Raw genomic sequence first — 23,710 nt, 5'->3', positions numbered from 1 at the left:
CTCTCGGGTGTACGTGTGAGAACGTAAAGGGTAATTGTGAGTTTGGCGTTGTGGGGGGAGTTATTAAAGGAGAAAGGAATAAATAAATAAGGGAATAGCAGAGAAGGGGGGCGTTCAATCAGACAACCCCCCTGGAAAGATTAAGCCACCTGAACCGGGATCGCCTTCGCGGTACGTTTCATGTCGTTGTCGCCTTCGAAGTAGGCCACTTTTGGCTGCCAGCGACGCGCCTCTTCATCAGACATCATCACGAAGCTGGCGATAATCACAATATCACCCACGTCCGCGCAGTGCGCTGCCGCGCCGTTAACGGAGATGATTTTAGACCCGCGCTCGGCGGCAATGGCGTAGGTTGAGAAACGTTTGCCGTTATTCACGTTCCAGATATCAATCGCTTCGTTTTCAAGGATCCCCGCAGCATCGAGGAAATCCTGGTCAATGGCGCAGGAGCCTTCATAGTGCAGGTCGGCCTGGGTGACTTTCACACGGTGAAGCTTACCTTGCAGCATTTTGCGAATCATTACGTTTACCTTTCATTATCAAGGGCGAGAACTACGCCAGCTCAACCACTTTATTATCAATCAGACGAGCCTGGCCAAGCCATGCCGCTACCAGGATCACCGCACGCTTGCTGGTTTCAGTAAATTCCAGCAGCGTATCAGCATCACGAATTTGTACGTCGTCAGCGCGAAGGCCTTTATCGTTCAGCGCCTGTTCGGCGAGGGCGACGATCTCTTCGACGGTCAACTCTTTTGCCAGAACCTGCTCCGCCATGGCGTTCATGACCTTGCTTAAGCCCGGCGCGATTTTACGCTGTTCAGCGGTCAGGTAGCCATTTCGCGAGCTGAGCGCCAGACCGTCTTTGGCACGTACAATCGGCACGCCGACAATCTCAATATCGTAACCCATATCCGCAACCATTTTGCGGATCAGCGCCAGCTGCTGGAAATCTTTCTCACCGAAGCAGGCAACGTCTGGCTGCACCAGGTTGAACAGCTTGCTGACGATGGTCGACACGCCGCGGAAATGACCCGGGCGGCTAGCGCCTTCCAGCATGGTGGAAATGCCCGGTACATCAACGTAAGTGGCCTCTTCCGTACCCTGCGGATACACGTCCGCCGGCGCCGGAGAGAAGACAATATCCGCATGGCGTTTTTTGAGCTTCTCGCAATCTTCCTGCAGGGTGCGCGGATAGCGTGCCAGATCGTCGGCGCGGTCAAACTGCATTGGGTTAACGAAGATACTGACCACCACGATATCTGCACGGGCTCTTGCTTCATCGACCAGCTTCATATGGCCGTCATGCAGGTTGCCCATGGTCGGGACCAGTGCGATACGTTTACCTTCCTGACGCGCACGACGAATATGCTGGCGCAGCAGCGGCAGGGTTTCAATGATTAGCACAACGAGACTCCTTAATGGAAACTGTGTTCTTCACCCGGGTAAACACCGGATTCAACGTCGGCAATATACTGCCTGACCGCAGCGCGCATGTCGCCCGCTTCGGTGAGGAAATTTTTGGCAAACTTCGGAATATGCCCGCCGGTGATGCCAAAGGCGTCGTGCATCACCAGAATCTGACCGTCGGTCACGTTGCCCGCGCCAATACCGATCACCGGAATCGACAGTGCTTCAGTAATACGCTTCGCCAGCTCAACCGGCACGCACTCCAGCACCAGCAGCTGCGCGCCTGCGGCTTCCAGCGCCAGGGCATCATCAAACAGCCTCTGGGCGGCGTCACCGCGGCCCTGTACCTTATAGCCACCAAAGATGTTGACGGACTGCGGCGTCAGACCCAAATGGCCGCACACCGGCACGGCGCGTTCGGTGAGCATCTTCACCGTCTCCACCAGCCAGGCGCCGCCTTCAATTTTGACCATATTGGCCCCGGCGCGCATGACCGCTGCCGCGTTTTCGAATGCCTGCTCCGGCGTGGCGTAGGCCATAAACGGCAGATCGGAGAGCAGCAGGCAGGCTGGGGCACCACGGCGCACGGCGCGGGTATGGTAAGCGATATCCTCAACCGTGACCGGCAGGGTGGAATCATGTCCTTGTACCGTCATCCCTAACGAATCTCCGACCAGCATGACGTTGATACCCTCTTCGGCAAAGAGTTTGGCGAAGCTGTAGTCATACGCGGTGATGGTGGCGAAGCGTTTTTTTTCCTGTTTGCATTTCTGCAGTAAGGAGATGGTGGTTGGTTTCATACTGTTTCCTGATAGCCCAAAAGCGAATCTTTGCGCATTCTAACAGTAACATTCGAGGGAACAATGATTTTAGGTAACCGATTAGCCACAATTATTTTGAGGCTAATCGGCAGGGGGAATCTGATCACCAGCGGGCGGGTTTTTCCGCGTTGAGGCCGTCCAGAATTGACTTGAGCGAGATGCCGTCCGGGAAGAGGAGAGCGGGGGCGACTTCAAACAGCGGCCAGAGCATAAACCCGCGATTTTTCATGTCGTAATGCGGAACGGTGAGACGTTCAGTGTTAATGGTCTCGTGACCAAACAGCATAATGTCGAGGTCCAGCGTGCGCGGTCCCCAGCGTTCTTCTTTGCGTACGCGGCCCTGCTGCAGTTCGATGCGCTGGGTATTGTCCAGCAGCGTTTCGGCACTAAGAGCGGTTTCAAGCACCACGGCGGCATTGAGGTAATCAGGCTGATCCTGCGGACCCAGCGGCGGGGTACGGTAGAAAGAGGAGACCGCCACGACCCGGCTCTGAGGGATCTCGCCCAGCGCCTGTACGGCAGCGTTAACCTGCTCCAGCGGAGAGGCTAAATTACTGCCGACGGCGATGTACGCGAGGGTCATGCTGTCCCTTCACGACGTGGCGCGCGCTTACGCGGACGACGATGGCGGCGACGCGGTTCCGGCTCTTCATCCAGCCCGGTGAGCATATCTTTCTGCTCCGGCGGGGCGGAAACCTGGAATTCGGCCCACCACTGGGACAGGCGCTGCAGCTCCTGATTGCGTTCAATTTCAGCACGCAGCGACAGCAGATCGAAGGCGGCGCGGAATTTTGGATGCTCCATCAGCTTCCAGGCGCGTTTGCCCTGACGACGGGACATGCGCAGCTGAAGCTGCCAGATATCGCGCACCAGCGTGGTAATACGTTTCGGAATAGCGAGCGTACGGCACCCTTCGTCCAGCACGTCGTTTGCGGCCAGCGCGAAGGCATCATAGTAGGCGAGCCCGCTCTCCTGGGTGATGCGCTGGGCCGTTTCCAGCAGCGGATACCAGAACATCGCCGCAAACAGGAACGCCGGATTGACGCGCATGTCGTTGCGAATACGGGTATCGGTATTTTTCAGCACCTGCGCAATCATCCGCTCCATTGGGCTGTCACCGCTTTCGGTGAAGTAGCGGGTAATGGTCGGGAACAGCGGCTGGAACAGGTTGTATTCACGCAGCAGTTTATAGGTTTCAAAGCCGTGGCCGGCCTGCAGCAGCTTCAGCGCCTCTTCGAACAGGCGGGCAGGCGGCACGTCGTTAATCAGCGTAGCCAGACGCGGAATCGGCTCTGCCGTTTCCGGGCTGATGCGCATATCCAGCTTGGCGGCGAAACGCACGGCGCGCAGCATACGCACGGGATCTTCACGATAGCGCGTTTCCGGCGTGCCGATCAGACGGATCAGACCTTCTTTCAGGTCCTGCATGCCGCCGACGTAATCGCGTACGGTGAAATCCGCCACGCTGTAGTAAAGGCTGTTGATGGTGAAATCGCGGCGCTGGGCATCTTCTTCGATGGAGCCGAAGATGTTATCCCGCAGCAGCATGCCGTTCTGGCCCTGCTGTGACGTCGTGCGATCCGATACGCCCGCTTCGTGGTGGCCACGGAAGGTCGCCACTTCGATAATTTCCGGCCCAAACATCACGTGAGCCAGACGGAAACGGCGGCCAACAAGACGGCAGTTACGGAATAATTTGCGCACCTGCTCAGGCGTGGCGCTGGTCGTCACGTCGAAATCTTTTGGTTTTTTGCCCAGCAGTAAATCACGCACTCCACCGCCCACGAGGTAGGCCTCGTAGCCCGCTTTATTCAGACGATAGAGCACCTTGAGGGCATTTTCACTGATATCTTTGCGGGAAATAGTGTGCTGCTCACGCGGAATAACCGACATGTGTGGCTGTGCAATAGCATCGTTCGCCATGCTCTCTTCGCGGCTTAGCACTTTACGGCAAAAATTAGCGACTCGGGTAAAAATGGTACACCTCGTAGTGTGTTTTGTTATGAAAAAAGCGGCTAATCATAGCTCAGCGCAACGCATTTGAGAATGCTGGATTTTTGGCACTGCCGCGAGCGTCCAGTTGGCAACGGCCATTTTCAGCAGTTCGTCAATACGCAGATCCTGCCATTCGTTGGTTACATTCTGGTTGAGAAATCGCAGCGCGTCGATCAAAACAGGACGCGGATCGCCGTCTGGCAGGGCCGGGGCGTGGTTCTGCTTTGACAATTTAAAGCCCTGCGCATTGACCGCCAGCGGCAGATGAATGTAGTCCGGTGCCGTCCAGCCAAACTGATGATAGAGCGATATTTGTCGCACGGTCGGTTCGACCAGGTCTGCTCCGCGCACAATTTCCGTCACGCCCTGGAAACGATCGTCGACGACCACCGCCAGGTTATAGGCAAACAGGCCGTCACGGCGGTGAATAATAAAATCCTCACGCGCCAGACGTTCATCGGCATGAACCTCACCGGAGAGGAGATCGGTAAAGTGCGTTACCGGGGCACGCTGCTTTATACGTACGGCGGCATTTTCCTGGGGAAGATTAAGCGTGCGGCAGTGGCCGTCATAAACGCCACCCACGCTCTGGATACGCGCGCGGGTGCAGGTGCAGTTATAGGAAAGCCCCCGATCGCGAAGCCAGGCCAGACGTTCCCGATAAGCCTCGTGACGTTTTGACTGCCAGAGCACCTCGTCATCCCAGTGAAGACCGTAATGTTCCAGCTGACGCAGAATCGTCTCTGCAGCACCGGGAACTTCACGTGGAGGGTCAATATCTTCAATGCGTACGAGCCATTTTCCCAGGCGGGCGCGAGCCTGCAGGTAGCTGCCGAGCGCGGCAATTAATGAGCCGAAGTGTAATTCACCGGAAGGAGATGGCGCGAAGCGCCCAATATAGTGTGATTCAGACATATCAACAGTAACAAGGCGGGAGAGACTCCCGCCTTTGAAGTGTGTAAACAGCGCTGGTGTTAACCGGCCATCTGTTTTTCGCGGATTTCGGCCAGCGTTTTACAGTCGATGCACAGATCGGCGGTTGGACGCGCTTCCAGGCGACGAATACCGATTTCAACACCGCAGGATTCGCAGTAGCCAAAATCTTCGTCTTCGACTTTTTTCAGCGTTTTCTCGATCTTTTTGATCAGTTTGCGTTCGCGGTCACGGTTACGCAGTTCGAGGCTGAACTCTTCTTCCTGAGCGGCACGGTCTACCGGATCCGGGAAGTTAGCAGCTTCATCCTGCATATGAGTAACGGTGCGATCGACTTCATCCCTGAGTTGATTACGCCATGCTTCAAGAATACGCTTGAAGTGCGACAGCTGGGCTTCGTTCATATACTCTTCGCCCGGCTTCTCTTGATACGGCTCCACCCCAGCGATGGCGAGAATACTCAGGGACGATGTTTTACGGTTTTGCCCTTCTTGCATGTTGCTTCTCCTTAACACGCACTATCGATCCCCGTGTTGGGGGAAAAATCAGGTCGCTATAAATAGCAGATGCTTTTCCGGATGGCAATTATCTAAACGTAACACTTGACAAGCCTGTGAGGAAAAGCGTATTTGCGCACGCGGCCAGAACACTTAATCGTCAATCGTCTAATCCCTTATAAGACAATGGGAAGAGAGGATATCAGAGTCATATTATCGGCAGAAAGTTCCGCTTTATAAGCGAAAACCTCTACCCCCTGCTTTTGTGCCTCATTCAACAATTGCGCGTATTTAGGATCAATATGGCGGGCAGGGGAGAAACGTTCAATGGCTGAATGCAACACTGCAAACAGCAATACGGCGCGTTTGCCCGCCGCCGCAACACTCATTAGCTCTCGCAGATGCTTCTGGCCACGTAGCGTTACCGCATCCGGGAAGTAGCCATTTTCCTGTTCCGCTAACGTCACTGATTTCACTTCAATATAGCACTCCGGCCTATCTTCCGCCTGTAACATGAAGTCAATTCTGCTGCCTTCATCGCCATATTTCACTTCACTTTTATGCGTGCCGTATCCTACCAGTTCAGGAATTGTGCCGTGGGTCAGCGCTTCCTTAACCAGTTGATTTGCGCGCAGGGTGTTAACGCAAATAAATGCCCCATTTTGGGTTTCGGTCATTTCCCAGGTATGGGCATATTTGCGTTTAGTATTTTCTGATGTGGAATACCAGACCCTGTCACCCGGCGTCGCACAGCCCGTCATAGCACCGGTATTGGGGCAGTGCAGGGTGAGTTGTACCCCTTCGGGGGTGATCACGTCGGCGAGGAAGCGTTTGTAGCGTTGGATAAGCGTAGCGTGCTGCAGGGGAGGACTAAACTTCATCAGAATTCCTTTCGGTGTTGCCCAGCGTCCAGCGCTGTAGCGGCGTATAGCGGGTGCGTCCCTGTGCAAAGACGGATTCGTAAAGCGCGAATCCGTTGACCGGAAAGGCCCAGTGAAAACCCGGCGGCGGGATGGCAACGGCCTGACCGGCATCGCGCAGCAGCGTGATATGGGGATGAAACGGCTGTGGGCTCTGATAACAGCCGCTGCGAGCCGCCTGCGCGCGCAGCATATTCGCCAGCTGCAATAATCCGCGCGGTGGCTGGCGCGTGCCCAGCCAGACCACGCGCGAACGCAGCCACTGACCCGCGTCGTCGAGGTGCAGCGTAAATTCCGGCTGGGCAATACGCCCGGCCATTGCGGCTAACGCCCGCTGCTTTTCGGCACTGACGTCGCCCAAAAAGGCCAGCGTCAGGTGCAGGTTGGCCGCCGCGACAGGGCGGCCTGCCTCCGGCGGGAAGCAATCGGCGCGCCAGCGAACAATTTGACGCTGTATCGCGGTGGGCAATTCAATGGCAAAAAACAGCCGTTTCGACTCAGGCATAGGGAGGACTCGGTAATGATATGCGCCGATGCTACAATGTACGCCGACTAATGTTAACCCTCTGGAGCTGTTAGTGTCCTCATTGCCGGTCGCCGTCATTCTTCCTGAGCTTCTCGCTGCCTTACACCATGCCCCGCAGGTTTTGCTGAATGCCCCTACGGGCGCGGGGAAGTCCACCTGGCTGCCGCTGCAGATTCTGAAAGACGGAAACATCAGCGGGAAAATTATCCTGCTGGAGCCGCGCAGGCTGGCCGCGCGCAACGTGGCGCAGCGTTTGGCGGAACTGCTGAATGAAAAACCGGGCGAAACGGTAGGTTACAGGATGCGTGCCGAGACCTGCGTTGGCCCGACCACGCGTCTTGAAGTGGTCACCGAGGGTATTCTCACCCGCATGCTGCAAAACGATCCGGAGCTGACCGGCGTCGGGCTGGTGATCCTGGATGAGTTCCACGAGCGCAGCCTGCAGGCGGATCTGGCCCTCGCCCTGTTGCTGGATGTGCAGCAGGGGCTGCGCGACGATCTCCGGCTGCTTATTATGTCGGCCACGCTGGATAACGAGCGGCTACGACAGGCATTACCCGATGCGCCGGTCATCAGCTCAGAGGGGCGGGCGTTTCCGGTTGAACGCCGCTATCAACCGCTTCCCTCCCATCAGCGTTTTGACGAGGCCGTCGCTATTGCCACCGCTGAGCTGCTGCGCCAGGAGCCCGGTTCCCTGCTGCTGTTTTTGCCGGGCGTCGGTGAAATCCAGCGCGTGCAGGAGCAGCTTTCTGCCCGCGTAGGCGGCGAGGTGCTGCTTTGCCCGCTCTACGGCGCGTTGTCGCTACAGGAGCAGCGTAAAGCCATCCTTCCGGCCCCGGTAGGGCAGCGCAAGGTGGTGCTGGCAACCAACATTGCTGAAACCAGTTTGACCATTGAAGGCATTCGTCTGGTGGTGGATAGCGCGCAGGAGAGGGTGGCAAGCTTTGACCCGCGTACCGGGCTGACGAAACTCCTGACGCAGCGCATTAGCCAGGCGTCGATGGTGCAGCGCGCGGGCCGCGCGGGGCGTCTTGAACCGGGTATCTGCCTGCATTTGACCAGCGCGGAACAGGCGGAACGCGCAGCACAGCAAAGCACCCCGGAAATTTTACAAAGCGATTTGTCTGGCCTGGTGATGGATCTGCTTCAGTGGGGCTGCCCGAACCCTGATCAGCTTACCTGGCTTAATCCTCCCCCTGTCGTAAACCTCACCGCTGCGCGCACGTTGCTGACCCAGCTCGGCGCGCTGGAAGGCGAGCGTCTGACGGCGCGCGGCCAGAAAATGGCGGCGCTGGGCAACGATCCGCGTCTGGCCGCGATGCTGGTGGCCGCGCAAGGGGATGATGAAATTGCCACGGCGGCAAAACTGGCGGCTATTCTTGAGGAGCCGCCTCGCGGTGGCAGCAGCGATCTGGGGCAGGCGTTTTCGCGCAGTCAGGGGAACTGGCAGCAGCGGGCGCAGCAGCTGAGCAAACGTCTGAATAGCCGGGGAGGATCGCCTGACAGCGATAAGATTGGCTTCCTGCTGGCACAGGCCTTCCCGGACAGGATCGCGCGTCGGCGCGGGCTGGACGGTCGCTACCAGCTGGCAAACGGCATGGGGGCGATGCTGGACAGCGATGATGCGCTGACGCGTCACGAATGGCTGATCGCCCCGCTGTTGCTTCAGGGCAGCCATTCCCCGGATGCGCGTATCCTGCAGGCGATTGCCGTAGAGATTGACGCCCTGACGCGTGCCTGCCCGCAGCTGCTTCAGCAATCTGATACCGTGGAATGGGATGACGCCCAGGGTACGCTGAAGGCGTTTCGTCGCAGCCAGATTGGAAAGTTGACGTTAGGGACGAAGCCGCTGGCAAAGCCGTCGGAAGAAGAGCTTCATAAGGCCATGCTGAACGGCATTCGGGAAAAAGGGCTGAGCGCCCTGAACTGGACGCCGGAAGCCGAGCAGTACCGCATTCGTCTGCACTGCGCCGCGAAGTGGCTACCGGAATACGGTTGGCCCGCGGTGGATGACGAGACGCTGCTTGCTACGCTTGAGCGCTGGCTACTGCCGCAAATGAGCGGCGTGCACTCTCTGCGAGCCCTTAAGGCGCTTGATGTTAAGACAGCGTTACAGAATTTACTGGACTGGTCATTACGTCAACGTCTGGATAGTGAACTGCCAGGGCATTACACTGTGCCGACCGGAAGCCGGATTGCCATCCGTTATCATGAGGATAATCCGCCAGCGCTGGCGGTTCGGATGCAGGAGATGTTTGGTGAGGCCACCACGCCGTCCATTTCGGAAGGGCGCGTGCCGTTAGTGCTTGAGCTGCTGTCGCCTGCGCATCGTCCATTACAAATCACCCGAGATTTGGGGGCGTTCTGGGCGGGAAGCTACCGTGAAGTGCAGAAAGAGATGAAGGGGCGATACCCCAAACATGTCTGGCCGGACGATCCGGCGAATACGGCGCCGACGCGGCGAACGAAGAAATATTCGTAAGTTAGGTGAAAGAGGGGAGTGCGGCCTGAAAAGTGCGGCCTGATGCCCTCACCCCAGCCCTCTCCCACGGGGAGAGGGAGAAAACACTAAAGACTTTCCTGACAGGAAAGTCTTGCTGTTTATTTTGAGAGATTTCTTCTTTCACAGGCCTGTGAAAGAAAAGAAAATCTGGCCTTTGCGCCTGAAAGTTGCGGAGAAAAAGCATGGCGGGGAATGACCGCGAGCCAATAGGACGTAAGGGAAAACCAACGCGTCCGGCGAAAGAAAAGGTAAGCCGTCGTCGCCTCAGAGATGAGGACTATGACGATGACTATGAAGACGATTATGAGGATGAAGAACCGATGCCGCGTAATGGAAAAGGCAAAGGGCGTAAGCCTCGGGGCAAGCGCGGCTGGTTCTGGCTGCTGCTGAAGCTGTTTATTGTTTTTGTCGTGCTGATGGCGATTTACGGCGTGTATCTGGATCAGAAGATCCGCAGCCGTATCGACGGTAAAGTCTGGCAGCTACCTGCGGCAGTGTATGGCCGTATGGTGAACCTTGAGCCAGATATGTCCATCACTAAGAACGAGATGGTTAAACTGCTGGAAGCCACCCAGTATCGTCAGGTGTCAAAAATGACGCGGCCTGGCGAATTTACCGTGCAGTCCAACAGCATTGAGATGATCCGTCGTCCGTTTGATTTCCCGGACAGCAAAGAGGGGCAGGTGCGCGCGCGTCTGACCTTTGACGGCGATCGTCTGGACACCATCGAGAACATGGATAACAACCGTCAGTTCGGTTTCTTCCGTCTCGATCCGCGCCTGATCACCATGCTTTCGTCGGCAAACGGCGAGCAGCGCCTGTTCGTGGCGCGTAACGGCTTCCCGGATCTGCTGGTCGATACTCTGCTGGCAACCGAAGACCGTCACTTCTACGAGCACGATGGCATCAGCCTCTACTCGATTGGTCGTGCGGTGCTGGCTAACCTGACTGCCGGTCGTACCGTGCAGGGGGCGAGTACGCTGACTCAGCAGCTGGTGAAGAACCTGTTCCTCTCCAGCGAACGCTCTTACTGGCGTAAAGCGAACGAAGCCTACATGGCCGTGCTGATGGATGCGCGCTACAGCAAGGATCGTATCCTTGAGCTGTACATGAACGAGGTGTACCTCGGTCAGAGCGGCGATAACGAAATCCGCGGCTTCCCGCTGGCGAGCCTGTACTACTTTGGTCGTCCGGTGGAAGAGCTGAGCCTGGACCAGCAGGCTCTGCTGGTGGGCATGGTGAAAGGGGCGTCCATTTATAACCCGTGGCGTAACCCGAAACTGGCGCTGGAGCGTCGTAACCTGGTGCTGCGTCTGCTGCAACAGCAGCAGGTGATTGACCAGGAGCTGTACGACATGCTGAGCGCGCGTCCGCTCGGCGTTCAGCCGCGCGGCGGCGTGATTTCGCCTCAGCCTGCGTTTATGCAGCTGGTGCGTCAGGAGCTGCAAAGCAAGCTTGGTGATAAGGTGAAAGATCTCTCCGGCGTGAAGATCTTCACCACCTTTGATTCCGTGGCGCAGGATGCGGCAGAAAAAGCGGCGGTGGAAGGCATTCCGGCGCTGAAGAAACAGCGTAAGCTCTCCGATCTTGAAACCGCGATGGTGGTGGTTGACCGTAACTCCGGCGAAGTTCGCGCCATGGTGGGCGGTGCCGAGCCGCAGTATGCGGGCTACAACCGCGCCATGCAGGCGCGTCGCTCAATCGGCTCTCTGGCAAAACCGGCAACCTACCTCACTGCCCTGAGTCAGCCAAATCAGTATCGCCTGAATACCTGGATTGCGGATGCGCCGATCTCCCTGCGCCAGCCTAACGGCCAGGTCTGGTCGCCGCAGAACGATGATAAACAGTTCAGCGGTCAGGTCATGCTGGTGGATGCGTTAACGCGTTCCATGAACGTGCCAACGGTGAACCTGGGCATGTCGCTGGGACTGCCAGCGATTGTCGACACCTGGCAAAAACTGGGCGTGCCGAAAGATCAGCTGCACCCGGTGCCGGCGATGATCCTCGGTGCGCTTAACCTGACGCCGATCGAAGTGGCGCAGGCATTCCAGACCATTGCCAGCGGGGGCAACCGCGCACCGCTGTCTGCCCTGCGTTCGGTGATTGCCGAAGATGGCTCTGTGCTGTATCAGAGCTTCCCGCAGGCGGAGCGTGCCGTTCCTGCTCAGGCCGCCTATATGACGCTGTGGACGATGCAGCAGGTTGTGCAGCGCGGTACCGGGCGTCAGCTGGGTGCGAAGTATCCGGGTCTGCATCTTGCGGGTAAAACCGGGACCACTAACAACAACGTCGATACCTGGTTTGCCGGTATTGATGGCCGTGAAGTGGTGATCACCTGGGTAGGCCGCGACAACAACCAGCCGACCAAACTGTACGGGGCGAGCGGGGCGATGTCGATTTACCAGCGTTATCTGGCCAATCAGTCTCCGGTTCCGCTGAATCTGGTTGCGCCGGAAGATATCGTGGATATGGGCGTGGACAGTTCCGGTAACTTCGTCTGCGGCGGCGGGATGCGTACCCTGCCGGTCTGGACGGCCAACCCGGACTCGCTGTGCCAGCAAAGCCAGCCTGAACAGCCGACGGGCAACCCGTTCGACCAGTCTTCTCAGCCACAGCAGCCGCAGCCGCAACAGCCGCAGCAGCAGAATGAGAAGAAAGACAGCGATGGCGTAGCCGGCTGGATTAAGGACATGTTTGGCGGGAACTAATTAGTTTCCTGAATAAAAAGCCGCTTTATAATAAAGCGGCTTTTTTTGTTTTTTACATTTATTAATATTTTAAAATTATTAAATTCAGATTTAAGAATTATTAAGTACTTGGTTTTGTCATTTAAAACATAAACTTGCGATGATTTTTATTTGGTCTGTTATTTTCCACTCTGGACACGTGCAAGAATAATCTGATGTAATCTCCTCAACAAATCCACCGGCCTCATAGAATATCTCATTGGTAGATATTTGGTCGTGATTGGCGTGAAAACTTGCATAACATTCTGACGCTCGTTTTTTTGCGGGAATGGATGTCTACATCGATATATATAAGGATATTATCATGAATAAATATGTTGTTTCTTCGTTCCTGGCCGGAAGCCTTATGGCTGCGGTGTCTCTGCCTGTATTCGCATCGAACGATTCCGGTACGGTGAACTTCGCCGGAAAAATTGTTGCCGATACCTGCGAAATTAACGTTGATGGCTCAGGTACCAACGCATCAACCGTCACGTTCGCGGATACCTATCCTTCGGACTTTGGCGCTGACGGTACCGTGGGAACATCCAAGGCCTTCAAGATTGAAGTGAAAAAATGTGACCCGCTGGTCGCCAAACTGAACCTCAAGTTCAGCGGCACAACGACAGATGCAGCGTACAAGCGTTTGAAGAACGATCTCTCCGGCGCAGGCAATGCCACTAACGTTGGCATCACTGTCAGCAATGAAAACGGCGGCAAAGGCGATGTGCTCTTTGACGGTTCAATACCGGATGCAGGCACCGACGTGGCTAACGATGCGACCGGCGCAGCGGCTTCTGTCTTTAACTACACCGCGAAAGTAATTCTGGTCGGTGATACCGCGCCAACCGCGGGTCATTACTCCTCCTCAGCCACATTTGAGGTTGTCTATCGCTAAACAATGACTGGCAGCCTGAAAGGCTGCCTTCTGGAACGCTGTATGAAGACGTTATTTAAATTGTTATGTGGTTGTTTAATTATTTCTTGCTGTTCAGTGCAGGCAAGCGTTGTTCTCGGTGGTACGCGAATTATTTATCCATCGAATAAATCTGAAGTACAAATCGCACTTAAAAATAAAGATCCTCATACGCGTTATCTGGTGCAAAGCTGGGTCAGTTATCCCAATGATGCAAAGGCTCCCTTTATTATTACGCCGCCTGTCTATAAGTTGCAGGAAAATCGTCAGACGCTGTTACACGTTATTTTTACCGGCGATAAAAACAGCCTGCCGGCAGACCGCGAATCACTGTTTCTGGCGAACGTGAAATCCGTCTCTGCTCTGTCTCCCGATCTGAAAGAGAAAAACACGCTGCAGTTTGCAATGAAAACGCGCCTGAAGCTTTTCTGGCGTCCCGCTCAGCTGAAGGAAGCCGATGCGCTGGGGGCCTATGAAAAAATCACGTTCCATCGTCAGGGTGAGACGCTAATTGCAAACAACCCTACGCCTTTTTACGTCTCTTTTGGCGAACTGGCCGTTGGCGGGAAAAGCGTACCGGTGAAAGAGACCAAAACCACGCCGGGTGCCATTTCAATGATGGTTGCACCGTTTAGCAAGCAGAGTTTCGCGCTACCAAAAGCGGCAAATGGCGCGGTGACCTGGACGGCTATTAATGATTTCGGCGCCCAGACTCCTCAACGCAAGCAGGCTCTTTAAATCGATCATGTTGGTACGTTATGTCGTCATCTTTACTTCACAAACAGGTACTGTCCGGGATCGCGCTGGCGCTGCTCGCCGCGATCCAGCCTGCAAGTGCGGATGACGAATTCAACCTGCGGATCCTTGAACTGGATACCCCTCTCGAAAATACCTCCACGCTTAAAAATTTCATCAATGATAATGGCTTACTTGCAGGAAGCTACCCCACGACGATTATGTGGGATCGGGACGTGCTGGATACACGTACGCTCACCTATGTGCTTTCTGACGACAAACAGCATCTGCTGCCGGAGCTGACCAAAGCGGACCTGCGCGAATACGGCGTTAAGGTCGACACGATCCCGGATTTAAAGGCGCTGGACGACGAGGCTTACGTTCGGGATATCTCTCATTTCATTGAAAATGCACGCTACGATTACGATCAGGATAACCAGACCCTGAAGCTGGTCATTCCGCAGATCTACCGCGATCGGGCCGTCGCTGGCGCGATAAACCCGAAATTCTGGGATGACGGCGCACCTGCCGCCTGGACAAGCTATCAGCTCAGCGGCTCTCAGCAGCACTACAGCTCGGGCAACACCTCTTCGACCTGGCTGGGTCTGGAGTCTGGAATGAATCTTGGCCCGTGGCGACTGCGCAATAACAGCACCTGGAGCAATGCGTCCGGCTGGGAGGCCATCGCCAGCACTTTGCAGCGTGACATTAAAGCGTTGAAAAGCCAGCTTGAGATGGGGCAGACGTATACTAATGGCGAGCTTTTTGACAGCGTCCAGATGACCGGCGTGAAGCTGGAAACGGATACCGCTATGCTGCCCGTCAGCCAGCAAGGCTTTGCGCCCGTTGTGCGGGGTATTGCGAATAGCGACGCGAAAGTCACCATCAAGCAAAACGGCTACACCATCTATCAGACAAACGTCTCGCCAGGGCCTTTTGAGATCCGCGATTTGAGCCAGGTGACTTCCGGAGCCGATCTGGAAGTGACCGTCGAAGAGGCGGATGGCAGCGAGCACAGCTTCATTCAGGCCAGCGCGTCGGTGCCGGTGCTACAGCGAGAAGGCGGTTTTAAGTACTCGCTGGCAGCAGGGCGCTATCGCGGTAACGAAGGGGAAGATGAACCCACCTTTGCGCAGGGTACGGCAATCTATGGTCTGCCTTACGGCGTCACGGCCTATACCGGCGCGCTGGGTGCGTCACTATATCATGCGCTGCTGCTGGGGCTTGGTGCCGACCTGGGGCAATTCGGCTCCGCATCTGTCGACCTTACGGCTGCGCGTACCGCGTTTGATGACGGGAGTGACGATGCCAGCGGTTTATCGTGGCGGGCCCAGTACTCAAAAGATATCCCTGACACCGATACGACCGTCACGCTTGCCAGCTACCGCTACTCCACCTCGGGGTTTTATACCTTTCAGGAGGCTATCGATCGGCGGGACAGCAATATCGATGACGGTATCTATACCTACCGCAGAACCAACAACCGCCGTAGCCGCATGCAGCTAAACCTTTCCCAGCGCATTTCAGACTGGGGCTCGGCTTATCTCAACGGCTATCAGCAGGATTACTGGGAAATGGACGGCCATGAGCGTAGCGTCAGCGCGGGGCTGAGCTCCAGCTGGCGCGATATTACCTGGTCGATAAGCTACAACCTGACCCGCACGCCGGACGCCGATACCGACCGGCAGATGGCGTTGACGGTCAACATTCCATTCTCAAAGTGGCTGCCTGACTCCTGGGCAACCTACAGCGCGAACACCGCCAGCGGTGGATATGTTTCGCATCAGGTCGGGCTCGGCGGTACCGCGCTGGAGGACAATAAGCTGAGCTACAACCTGCAGCAGAGCTATGCCAATCAGAATACCGGCTACGGCGGCAGCCTGTCCGGACGTTACCGTGGCGCTTCCGGTGAGGTCGGGATGGGGTACAGCTACGGCGGTGATAATCGGCAGTGGAACTACAGCGCGCAGGGGTCAATCGTTGCCCACGAGCATGGCGTGACGCTGGGGCAACCCGTACGCGACGCGTTCGCCATTGTGCACATTAAGGATGGCGATAACGTCAAAGTGCAAAACGGGCGGGGCATCTCTACAGACCGTTTTGGTAACGCCATTGTGCCCTCTCTGACGGCCTATCGGCACAACGTCATCACCGTAAATACCCAGGATCGGGAGGATATTGATATCGATGCTGCAACGCTAGATCTCGTGCCGACGAAAGGGGCAGCGCTGCACGCCACGTTCGATGCTCGCGTTGGCCGACGCGCGCTGGTGACCTTGCTCTATGCGGGTAAGCCCGTTCCGTTTGGGGCTGTGGTGGCGCTGGAGAGCACCTCCGCCATCGTCGGGGATGACGGTGAGGTTTACCTCACGGGGCTGTCCGGCAAAACAACGTTTAGCGTGCAGTGGGGGGAAGAACGCGATCGTCAGTGTCAGGGAGTACTGGATCTTCCCTCGCAGGGCTCAGCAGGGATCGTGAAAGCTACGGTCAACTGCCATTAACAGAGGTATTTCATGCGTCAATGTTGTTCAGTCAAAACGTTTCTTTCGCCACTGCTGCTCTTGCTGGCGGGGACCTTTTTCCATTCAGCCTGGGCTGACTGTACTTTTAACGGCAGCTCTGACGTGGACGCGGTGGTCACATTTCAACTTCCACCGCTGATTGTTGTTGCCCCCGATACGCCCGTCGGCACCGTGATTTATGACGTCAGCGTCGAGAGTAAGGAAGTCACGGTGGAGTGTTATGGTGACGCGCAAATCAGACGCGGATATCTTTATCTTGCGGATACTGATGCACGCGAAAGTGTTCTGCCTGGGGTTTATCAAACTAACGTGCCGGGTATTGGTATCCGAGCGGCTTCCTCGAACGAACGTCTTCCCAGCTATAACGAAGAGAACCTCTTTCGGCCTATCCGTTATCTGGGGTCTATTCATGGCTCTTCGCATAAAAAATCTACGTTTCGCGCCGCTGCACAGCTGGTAGTAACAGGCGATATCCAGGAGGGGGATCTGGATACTTCGCAATTAACGGCTGTGGATATGCTGGGTAACGCGGTAATCGGTGAAATGCGGTTTTCTCCTGCCAGCGTTCACATTACGACCAACACCTGTAATCTGGTCGACCGCAACATTTATGTGCCTCTTAAAACGGTTAACGTTCAGGATTTTGACGGGCAATACTCAGACATTCTTACCGACGGCAGTTTTAAGATTGAAATCACCGACTGCGCGGCGGGGACAAAGGTCGATTATCAGTTCACCAGCGCGGGATCGACGGGCGTGACGAACGGCAATATCCTTGGCATCGCAGCCGGAGATTCCGCCGCCGCGGGTGTCGGCATCCAAATTCTCGACAAGAACAATACGGTGCTGCAGTTTGACCAGAACTACACGGCGATAACCAGTACGCAGGACAAGGTTCCCGTTGAAATCCCCCTCAAGGCGCGCTACGTCAAAACGGGGGAGGTTAAAGCGGGCAAAGTTGATTCCGTCGCCACGTTCGAGGTGTTTTACCGTTAATCCTCTCTGCCCGTTTCGGCGGGCTTTAGCGATCATTTCGCTAACCTCATTAACCCTCTCTTTTCATCTGGTTAATTCTTAAACCCTTAAATCTTGTAGGGCCGCTTACTGCTTGCTTTGCAACCAGCGTTTCGCATATTATTCTGGCGCTCATAATAATAATTCTCGTTTACGTTATCATTCACTTTTCCATCAGAGAACAACATGGCGCTTTTCAATACAGCTCAGCCCATTAACACGTCACGGCGTAAAATCGCGGTGGTTGTTGCCACAGCGGTTGCCGGAATGTCTGCTTATGCGCATGCGGCCGACGCCCCGAAAAAAGAAGAAACCATTACGGTAACAGCAGCACCTGCGGCACAGGAAAGTGCCTGGGGGCCTGCTGCGACCATCGCCGCAAGGCAATCCGCGACCGGGACCAAAACGGATACCCCGATTCAGAAGGTTCCTCAGTCTATTTCTGTGGTCACGGCCGAAGAGATGGCGCTGCATCAGCCGCGCTCGGTGAAAGAAGCCCTGAGCTACACGCCGGGCGTTGCGGTAGGCACGCGCGGCGCGTCTAACACCTATGACTATTTGATTATTCGCGGCTTCGCGGCCGATGGTCAGACGCAGAATAACTACCTCGACGGCATGAAAATGCAGGGGAACTTCTATAACGACGCGGTGATTGATCCTTATATGCTGGAGCGCGCCGAGATCTTGCGCGGTCCGGTTTCCGTTCTGTACGGCAAAAGCAGCCCAGGCGGGTTGCTGAACATGGTAAGCAAGCGCCCAACAACCGAGCCGCTGAAAGAGATCCAGTTCAAAGTCGGCACGGATAGCCTGTTCCAGACCGGGTTCGACTTTAGCGATGCAATCGACGATGACGGCGTTTACTCTTACCGCTTAACGGGCGTGGCGCGTTCGAATAATTCCCAGCAGGAAGGTAAAGGCGAGCAGCGTTACGCCATCGCGCCATCTTTCTCCTGGCGTCCGGATGATAAAACCACCTTCACGTTCCTCTCCTACTTCCAGAACGAGCCTGAAACGGGCTATTACGGCTGGCTGCCAAAAGAGGGGACGGTTGATCCGCTGCCGAACGGCGATCGTCTGCCGACGAACTTCAACGAAGGTGCGAAGAACAATACCTATTCCCGTAACCAGAAAATGGTGGGATACAGCGTCGATCACGAATTCAACGACACCTTTACCGTGCGTCAGAACCTGCGCTATGCGCAGAATAAGACCTCGCAAAACAGCGTTTACGGCTACGGTATGTGTTCCGATCCGCTCTATTCGAGTAATCCGGCATCCAGCCCTTGCGCGAGCGTTCCTCAGTCGCAGTGGGGCCATACGCTGACTCGTCAGTATGTTATTGATAACGAGAAGCTGGAAAACTTCACTGTTGATACGCAGCTGCAAAGCAAGTTCGCGACGGGCTCACTCGATCATACTCTGCTGACGGGTGTGGATTTCATGCGCATGCGTAATGACATCGACTCGTGGTTCGGCTATGCCGGTTCCGTTGCGCCATCTGATATCTATAACCTCGATCGCAGCGATTTCGATTTCGGTTCACATCCTGGACCGTCAGGTGCCTATCAGGTGTTGAACAAGCAAAAACAGACCGGCGTTTACGCTCAGGATCAAATTGAGTGGGACAAAGTCCTGGTAACCCTGGGCGGTCGTTATGACTGGGCCGATCAGGAATCCTACAACCGCGTGACGAACACCACCTCCAAACGTGATGATACCCAGTTTACCTGGCGCGGTGGCGTTAACTATCTGTTTGATAACGGCGTAACCCCGTACTTTAGCTACAGCGAATCGTTTGAACCGGCTTCGCAGAGCGATGCCCAGGGCAAGCTGTTCGCGCCGTCTAAAGGCAAACAGTACGAAGCGGGCGTGAAATACGTGCCAAACGATCGTCCGATCGTCGTTACCGGTGCGCTGTACCAACTGACCAAAACCAACAACCTGATGGCGGACCCGGCGGGCTCCTTCTTCTCGGTTCAGGGCGGTGAAATCCGCGCGCGTGGCGTAGAGGTGGAAGCGAAAGCGGCCCTGTCTGCGAGCGTTAACCTGGTGGGTTCTTATACCTATACCGATGCGGAATACACCACGGACACCACCTACAAAGGCAACACGCCAGCTCAGGTGCCAAAACACATGGCATCGTTGTGGGGCGATTACACCCTGTTTGACGGTGCGCTGTCTGGCCTGACGCTGGGTACCGGCGTGCGTTACACGGGCTCAAGCTATGGCGATCCGGCGAACTCCTTCAAGGTGGGCAGCTACACCGTTGTCGATGCGCTGGTCAGATACGATCTGGCACGCGTTGGCATGGCGGGCTCAAACGTGGCGCTGCACGTGAACAACCTGTTCGATCGCGAGTACGTTGCCAGCTGCTTCAATACCTACGGCTGCTTCTGGGGTGCTGAACGTCAGGTTGTTGCCACCGCGACCTTCCGCTTCTAATCTCTCTTCGGGCACGGTTCGCCGTGCCCTTTTTATTTAAGTTGGCTGATATGCAGGATATTCAAACGCAACCCGACACCACCTTTACGCTCAACCATCTCTCCTTTCGCGTACCCGGGCGCACGCTGCTGCATCCGCTCTCTCTGACGTTCCCTGCCGGTAAAGTGACGGGCCTGATTGGTCACAACGGCTCCGGTAAATCCACGCTGCTCAAGATGCTGGGGCGCCATCAGCCGCCTTCAGAGGGCGATATTCTGCTGGATGACCAACCGCTGGAGAGCTGGAGCAGTAAAGCCTTTGCCCGCAAAGTGGCCTATCTGCCGCAGCAGCTGCCGCAGGCGGAAGGGATGACGGTGCGTGAGCTGGTGGCGATTGGGCGTTATCCGTGGCACGGGGCGCTTGGGCGCTTCGGCGTCGCCGACAGAGAGAAGGTGGAAGAGGCGATTGCGCTGGTCGGGCTAAAACCGCTGGCGCACCGTCTGGTGGATAGCCTGTCCGGCGGCGAACGTCAGCGCGCGTGGATTGCGATGCTGGTGGCGCAGGACAGCCGCTGTCTGCTGCTGGATGAACCAACCTCTGCGCTGGATATTGCGCATCAGGTCGACGTCCTGGCGCTGGTGCATCGCCTGAGCCAGCAGCGTGGTCTGACGGTCATTGCGGTCCTGCACGATATCAACATGGCCGCGCGTTATTGTGACTACCTCGTCGCGCTGCGCGGGGGCGAGATGATTGCCCAGGGCACGCCGGCAGAGCTGATGCGCAGCGAGACGCTGGAACATATTTACGGTATTCCGATGGGTATTCTGCCTCACCCTGCCGGGGCTGCACCGGTGAGCTTTGTCTACTGATGCTGGATAACGCTCGCATTAGCCGCCGTCGCCTGCTGACGGCGATGGCGCTCTCACCGCTGCTGTTAAAAATGAATACGGCGCGTGCCGCCGCCGTCGATCCGCACCGTATTGTGGCCCTGGAGTGGCTGCCGGTCGAGCTGATGATGGCGCTTGGCGTCACGCCCTATGGCGTTGCGGACATTCCTAACTATAACCTCTGGGTGAACGAGCCGAAGCTGCCGGACTCGGTGATCGACATCGGCCTGCGTACGGAGCCAAACCTTGAACTGCTCACCCAGATGAAGCCCTCGTTCATGTTCTGGTCAGCGGGCTACGGTCCGTCAGAGGAGATCATGGCGCGCATTGCGCCAGGACGTGGATTCGCCTTCAGCGACGGTAAAAAACCGCTGGCCATGGCGAAAAACTCGATTAACGAGATGGCGCGTTTCCTCAACCGCGAGGTCGAGGCCAAAAAGCATCTCGACGAATTTGATGCCCTGATCGACTCCCTGAAGCCACGCTTTGCCAACCGGGGCGATCGTCCGCTGCTGATGGTGACGCTGCTGGATGCCCGCCATATGCTGGTCTTCGGTAAAAACTGCCTGTTCCAGGAAGTGCTCGACAGCTTCGGTATTCGCAATGCCTGGGAAGGGGAGATGACGTTCTGGGGCAGTACCGCCGTGGGGATCGATCGTCTGGCGGCGTTTCGCGACGTCGACGTGCTATGCTTCGACCACGGCAACGAACGCGCCATGCAAACCCTGATGGCGACTCCGCTCTGGCAGGCGATGCCGTTTGTGCGCGAGCAGCGCTTCCAGCGCGCCCCGGCGGTCTGGTTCTACGGCGCGACGCTGTCGGCCATGCATTTTGCCCGCGTGCTGGATAACGCCCTGGGAGGTAAAGCATGAGTACGCGTATCGCCCGCTTCCCGGCGCTGCTGCTATCCCTGCTTTTTCTGGTTGCGCTGGTATTAACCGGGTTCAACCTCTCGACGGCGTTACCTCGCGCGCAGTGGGGGGCCGCTCTGGCCTCGCCGGATATCGACAATATTCAGCAGATGCTGTTCCACTACAGCCTGCTGCCGCGTCTGGCGATCTCCCTTTTAGTCGGCGCCGGTTTAGGGCTGGTGGGCGTGCTGTTCCAGCAGGTTTTGCGTAACCCGCTGGCAGAACCAACCACGCTCGGCGTCGCGACCGGCGCGCAGCTTGGGATCACCGTCACCACGCTGTGGGCGCTGCCGGGAGCGTTAACCTCGCAGTTTGCGGCACTCGCGGGGGCGTGCGTGGTGGGCGCGCTGGTCTTTGGCGTGGCCTGGGGCAAGCGCCTTTCTCCGGTAACGCTTATTCTGGCCGGGCTGGTGGTGAGCCTCTACTGTGGCGCGATTAACCAGCTGCTGGTGCTGTTCCACCACGATCAGCTGCAAAGCATGTTCCTGTGGAGTACCGGCACGCTCACCCAAACCGACTGGAGCATTGTGCAGCGCCTGTGGCCGCAGCTGGCTGGCGGTGTTGTGCTGACGCTGCTGCTCCTGCGTCCTCTGACGCTCATGGGGCTGGATGATGGCGTGGCGCGTAACCTGGGGCTGGCGCTGTCGCTGGCTCGCCTGGCGGCGCTGACGCTGGCGATTGTATTAAGTGCCCTGCTGGTGAACGCGGTCGGCATCATCGGGTTTATCGGCCTGTTTGCGCCCCTGCTGGCGAAAATGCTCGGGGCGCGTCGTTTACTGACGCGTCTGATGCTGGCGCCGCTGATTGGGGCGCTGATCCTCTGGCTTTCCGATCAGCTTATTCTCTGGCTGGCGCAGGTCTGGAGGGAAGTCTCCACCGGCTCTGTGACCGCGCTTATCGGGGCGCCGCTGCTGCTGTGGCTGCTCCCGCGCCTGCGCAGCATGAGCGCGCCGGCGATGGATGCGGGCGATAAAGTCTACGCTGAACGTCAGTCGGTGCTGTGGTTTAGCCTTGCCGGTCTGGCGGTGCTGATGATCGCCTCGTTCGCGGCGCTCTCATTCGGACGCGATGCCTCGGGCTGGCACTGGGCAACGGGTGATTTACTCAATGAACTGCTGCAGTGGCGCTGGCCGCGTATCTTCGCTGCGCTGATAGCAGGGGTAATGCTGGCGGTGGCGGGGTGCATAATTCAGCGTCTGACCGGCAACCCGATGGCGAGCCCTGAAGTGCTTGGGATCAGCTCTGGCGCCGCCTTTGGCGTGGTGCTGATGCTGTTCTTTGTGCCGGGCAATGCGTTTGGCTGGCTGATGCCTGCCGGCAGTATCGGCGCGGCAGCCACGCTGATGATTATCCTGATTGCCGCCGGTCGCGGCGGGTTTTCACCGCACCGCATGCTGCTGGCCGGGATGGCGCTCAGTACCGCATTTACGATGCTGCTGATGATGCTGCAGGCCAGCGGGGATCCGCGTATGGCGAAGATCCTGACCTGGATTTCCGGCTCGACGTACAACGCCACCGGCAGCCAGGTAATCTGGTCCGGGATGGTGATGCTCGTGCTGCTGGCGATGGTGCCGCTGTGCCGCCGCTGGATGACCATTCTGCCGCTCGGCGGCGAAACCGCGCGTGCGGTGGGAATGGCGCTGACGCCAGCGCGCGTGGCCTTGCTGCTGCTGGCGGCGTGCCTGACGGCTGTGGCAACCCTGACGATTGGACCGCTGAGTTTTGTCGGATTAATGGCGCCGCACATTGCCAGAATGATGGGATTCCGCCGGACGATGCCGCATATCGTGATGTCGGCCCTGACGGGCGGGGTGATGCTGGTGTTCGCGGACTGGTGCGGAAGAATGGTGCTGTTCCCGTATCAGATCCCGGCGGGTCTGCTGTCGACCTTTATCGGTGCGCCGTACTTTATTTATCTGTTGAGAAAGCAGAGCCGGTAGTCAGGTGCGGCCTGATGCCCTCACCCCGGCCCTCTC

The 23,710-nt window shown here is 56.9% G+C and carries 19 protein-coding genes; 10 read left to right on the top strand and 9 right to left on the bottom strand.

The window, feature by feature from the left end; all coding sequences use genetic code 11:
• Positions 1 to 140: 140 nt before the first annotated feature.
• The 9 genes from panD to thpR all read right to left on the bottom strand — a co-directional run bounded on the left by panD (position 141) and on the right by thpR (position 7,078).
• Positions 141 to 521, bottom strand: coding sequence for an aspartate 1-decarboxylase (gene panD / locus KIF87_RS15240; protein WP_006810068.1), 381 nt, complete (start codon positions 519 to 521; stop codon positions 141 to 143).
• A 31-nt stretch (positions 522 to 552) separates the two neighbouring features.
• Positions 553 to 1,404 carry a pantoate--beta-alanine ligase gene (gene panC, locus KIF87_RS15235; RefSeq protein ID WP_213329190.1) on the bottom strand — a complete coding sequence of 284 codons (852 nt, stop codon included), beginning with the start codon at positions 1,402 to 1,404 and terminating at the stop codon, positions 553 to 555.
• An 11-nt stretch (positions 1,405 to 1,415) separates the two neighbouring features.
• The gene (gene panB, locus KIF87_RS15230; RefSeq protein ID WP_213329188.1) at positions 1,416 to 2,207 is read right to left on the bottom strand and encodes a 3-methyl-2-oxobutanoate hydroxymethyltransferase; all 792 of its coding nucleotides are present in this window, start codon (positions 2,205 to 2,207) and stop codon (positions 1,416 to 1,418) included.
• Between the two features lie 124 nt (positions 2,208 to 2,331).
• A complete protein-coding gene (gene folK, locus KIF87_RS15225; RefSeq protein WP_213329187.1) occupies positions 2,332 to 2,811 on the bottom strand; it encodes a 2-amino-4-hydroxy-6-hydroxymethyldihydropteridine diphosphokinase in 480 nt (159 codons plus the stop codon).
• The gene (pcnB, locus tag KIF87_RS15220) at positions 2,808 to 4,205 is read right to left on the bottom strand and encodes a polynucleotide adenylyltransferase PcnB (RefSeq protein ID WP_213329277.1); all 1,398 of its coding nucleotides are present in this window, start codon (positions 4,203 to 4,205) and stop codon (positions 2,808 to 2,810) included. Before pcnB ends, folK begins: the two co-directional genes overlap by 4 nt.
• Positions 4,206 to 4,247: 42 nt before the next feature.
• On the bottom strand, positions 4,248 to 5,138 hold the full coding sequence (gene gluQRS, locus KIF87_RS15215) for a tRNA glutamyl-Q(34) synthetase GluQRS (protein WP_213329185.1): 891 nt from the start codon (positions 5,136 to 5,138) through the stop codon (positions 4,248 to 4,250).
• 59 nt (positions 5,139 to 5,197) lie between these two features.
• The gene (gene dksA / locus KIF87_RS15210) at positions 5,198 to 5,653 is read right to left on the bottom strand and encodes an RNA polymerase-binding protein DksA (protein WP_001155232.1); all 456 of its coding nucleotides are present in this window, start codon (positions 5,651 to 5,653) and stop codon (positions 5,198 to 5,200) included.
• A 176-nt stretch (positions 5,654 to 5,829) separates the two neighbouring features.
• Positions 5,830 to 6,534 carry a DNA/RNA nuclease SfsA gene (gene sfsA, locus KIF87_RS15205; RefSeq protein WP_121425046.1) on the bottom strand — a complete coding sequence of 235 codons (705 nt, stop codon included), beginning with the start codon at positions 6,532 to 6,534 and terminating at the stop codon, positions 5,830 to 5,832.
• Positions 6,524 to 7,078 carry an RNA 2',3'-cyclic phosphodiesterase gene (thpR, locus tag KIF87_RS15200; protein ID WP_213329183.1) on the bottom strand — a complete coding sequence of 185 codons (555 nt, stop codon included), beginning with the start codon at positions 7,076 to 7,078 and terminating at the stop codon, positions 6,524 to 6,526. The genes sfsA and thpR overlap by 11 nt, the downstream gene beginning before the upstream one ends.
• 73 nt (positions 7,079 to 7,151) lie before the next feature.
• Between thpR and hrpB the strand changes: the two genes are divergently transcribed.
• The 10 genes from hrpB (at position 7,152) to fhuB (ending at position 23,674) form a co-directional block, all read left to right on the top strand.
• A complete protein-coding gene (gene hrpB, locus KIF87_RS15195; RefSeq protein ID WP_213329181.1) occupies positions 7,152 to 9,581 on the top strand; it encodes an ATP-dependent helicase HrpB in 2,430 nt (809 codons plus the stop codon).
• A 203-nt stretch (positions 9,582 to 9,784) separates the two neighbouring features.
• Positions 9,785 to 12,310 carry a bifunctional glycosyl transferase/transpeptidase gene (mrcB, locus tag KIF87_RS15190; RefSeq protein WP_213329180.1) on the top strand — a complete coding sequence of 842 codons (2,526 nt, stop codon included), beginning with the start codon at positions 9,785 to 9,787 and terminating at the stop codon, positions 12,308 to 12,310.
• Between the two features lie 343 nt (positions 12,311 to 12,653).
• Positions 12,654 to 13,226 carry a fimbrial protein gene (locus KIF87_RS15185; RefSeq protein WP_249665921.1) on the top strand — a complete coding sequence of 191 codons (573 nt, stop codon included), beginning with the start codon at positions 12,654 to 12,656 and terminating at the stop codon, positions 13,224 to 13,226.
• 42 nt (positions 13,227 to 13,268) lie between these two features.
• Positions 13,269 to 13,982: a fimbrial biogenesis chaperone gene (locus KIF87_RS15180; protein ID WP_213329275.1), complete on the top strand. Its 714-nt coding sequence runs from the start codon at positions 13,269 to 13,271 to the stop codon at positions 13,980 to 13,982.
• A gap of 20 nt (positions 13,983 to 14,002) precedes the next feature.
• Entirely contained in the window at positions 14,003 to 16,480 is a 2,478-nt protein-coding gene (locus KIF87_RS15175) for a fimbria/pilus outer membrane usher protein (RefSeq protein ID WP_213329176.1), read from the top strand.
• A gap of 12 nt (positions 16,481 to 16,492) precedes the next feature.
• Positions 16,493 to 17,497 (top strand): fimbrial protein, encoded by a 1,005-nt coding sequence (locus tag KIF87_RS15170; RefSeq protein WP_213329174.1) that lies wholly within the window; start codon positions 16,493 to 16,495, stop codon positions 17,495 to 17,497.
• 204 nt (positions 17,498 to 17,701) lie between these two features.
• Positions 17,702 to 19,957, top strand: coding sequence for a ferrichrome porin FhuA (gene fhuA / locus KIF87_RS15165; protein ID WP_213329173.1), 2,256 nt, complete (start codon positions 17,702 to 17,704; stop codon positions 19,955 to 19,957).
• Positions 19,958 to 20,007: 50 nt separating this feature from the next.
• A complete protein-coding gene (gene fhuC, locus KIF87_RS15160; protein ID WP_033144663.1) occupies positions 20,008 to 20,805 on the top strand; it encodes a Fe3+-hydroxamate ABC transporter ATP-binding protein FhuC in 798 nt (265 codons plus the stop codon).
• On the top strand, positions 20,805 to 21,695 hold the full coding sequence (gene fhuD / locus KIF87_RS15155; RefSeq protein WP_213329171.1) for a Fe(3+)-hydroxamate ABC transporter substrate-binding protein FhuD: 891 nt from the start codon (positions 20,805 to 20,807) through the stop codon (positions 21,693 to 21,695). The genes fhuC and fhuD overlap by 1 nt, the downstream gene beginning before the upstream one ends.
• Positions 21,692 to 23,674 (top strand): Fe(3+)-hydroxamate ABC transporter permease FhuB, encoded by a 1,983-nt coding sequence (gene fhuB / locus KIF87_RS15150; RefSeq protein ID WP_213329169.1) that lies wholly within the window; start codon positions 21,692 to 21,694, stop codon positions 23,672 to 23,674. Before fhuD ends, fhuB begins: the two co-directional genes overlap by 4 nt.
• Positions 23,675 to 23,710 lie beyond the last annotated feature (36 nt).

The sequence above is a fragment of the Enterobacter sp. 120016 genome (assembly GCF_018383635.1).
In the GTDB taxonomy this organism is placed as follows: Bacteria; Pseudomonadota; Gammaproteobacteria; order Enterobacterales; family Enterobacteriaceae; genus Enterobacter; species Enterobacter asburiae_D.
This window is presented reverse-complemented; position numbering and strand designations above follow the sequence as displayed.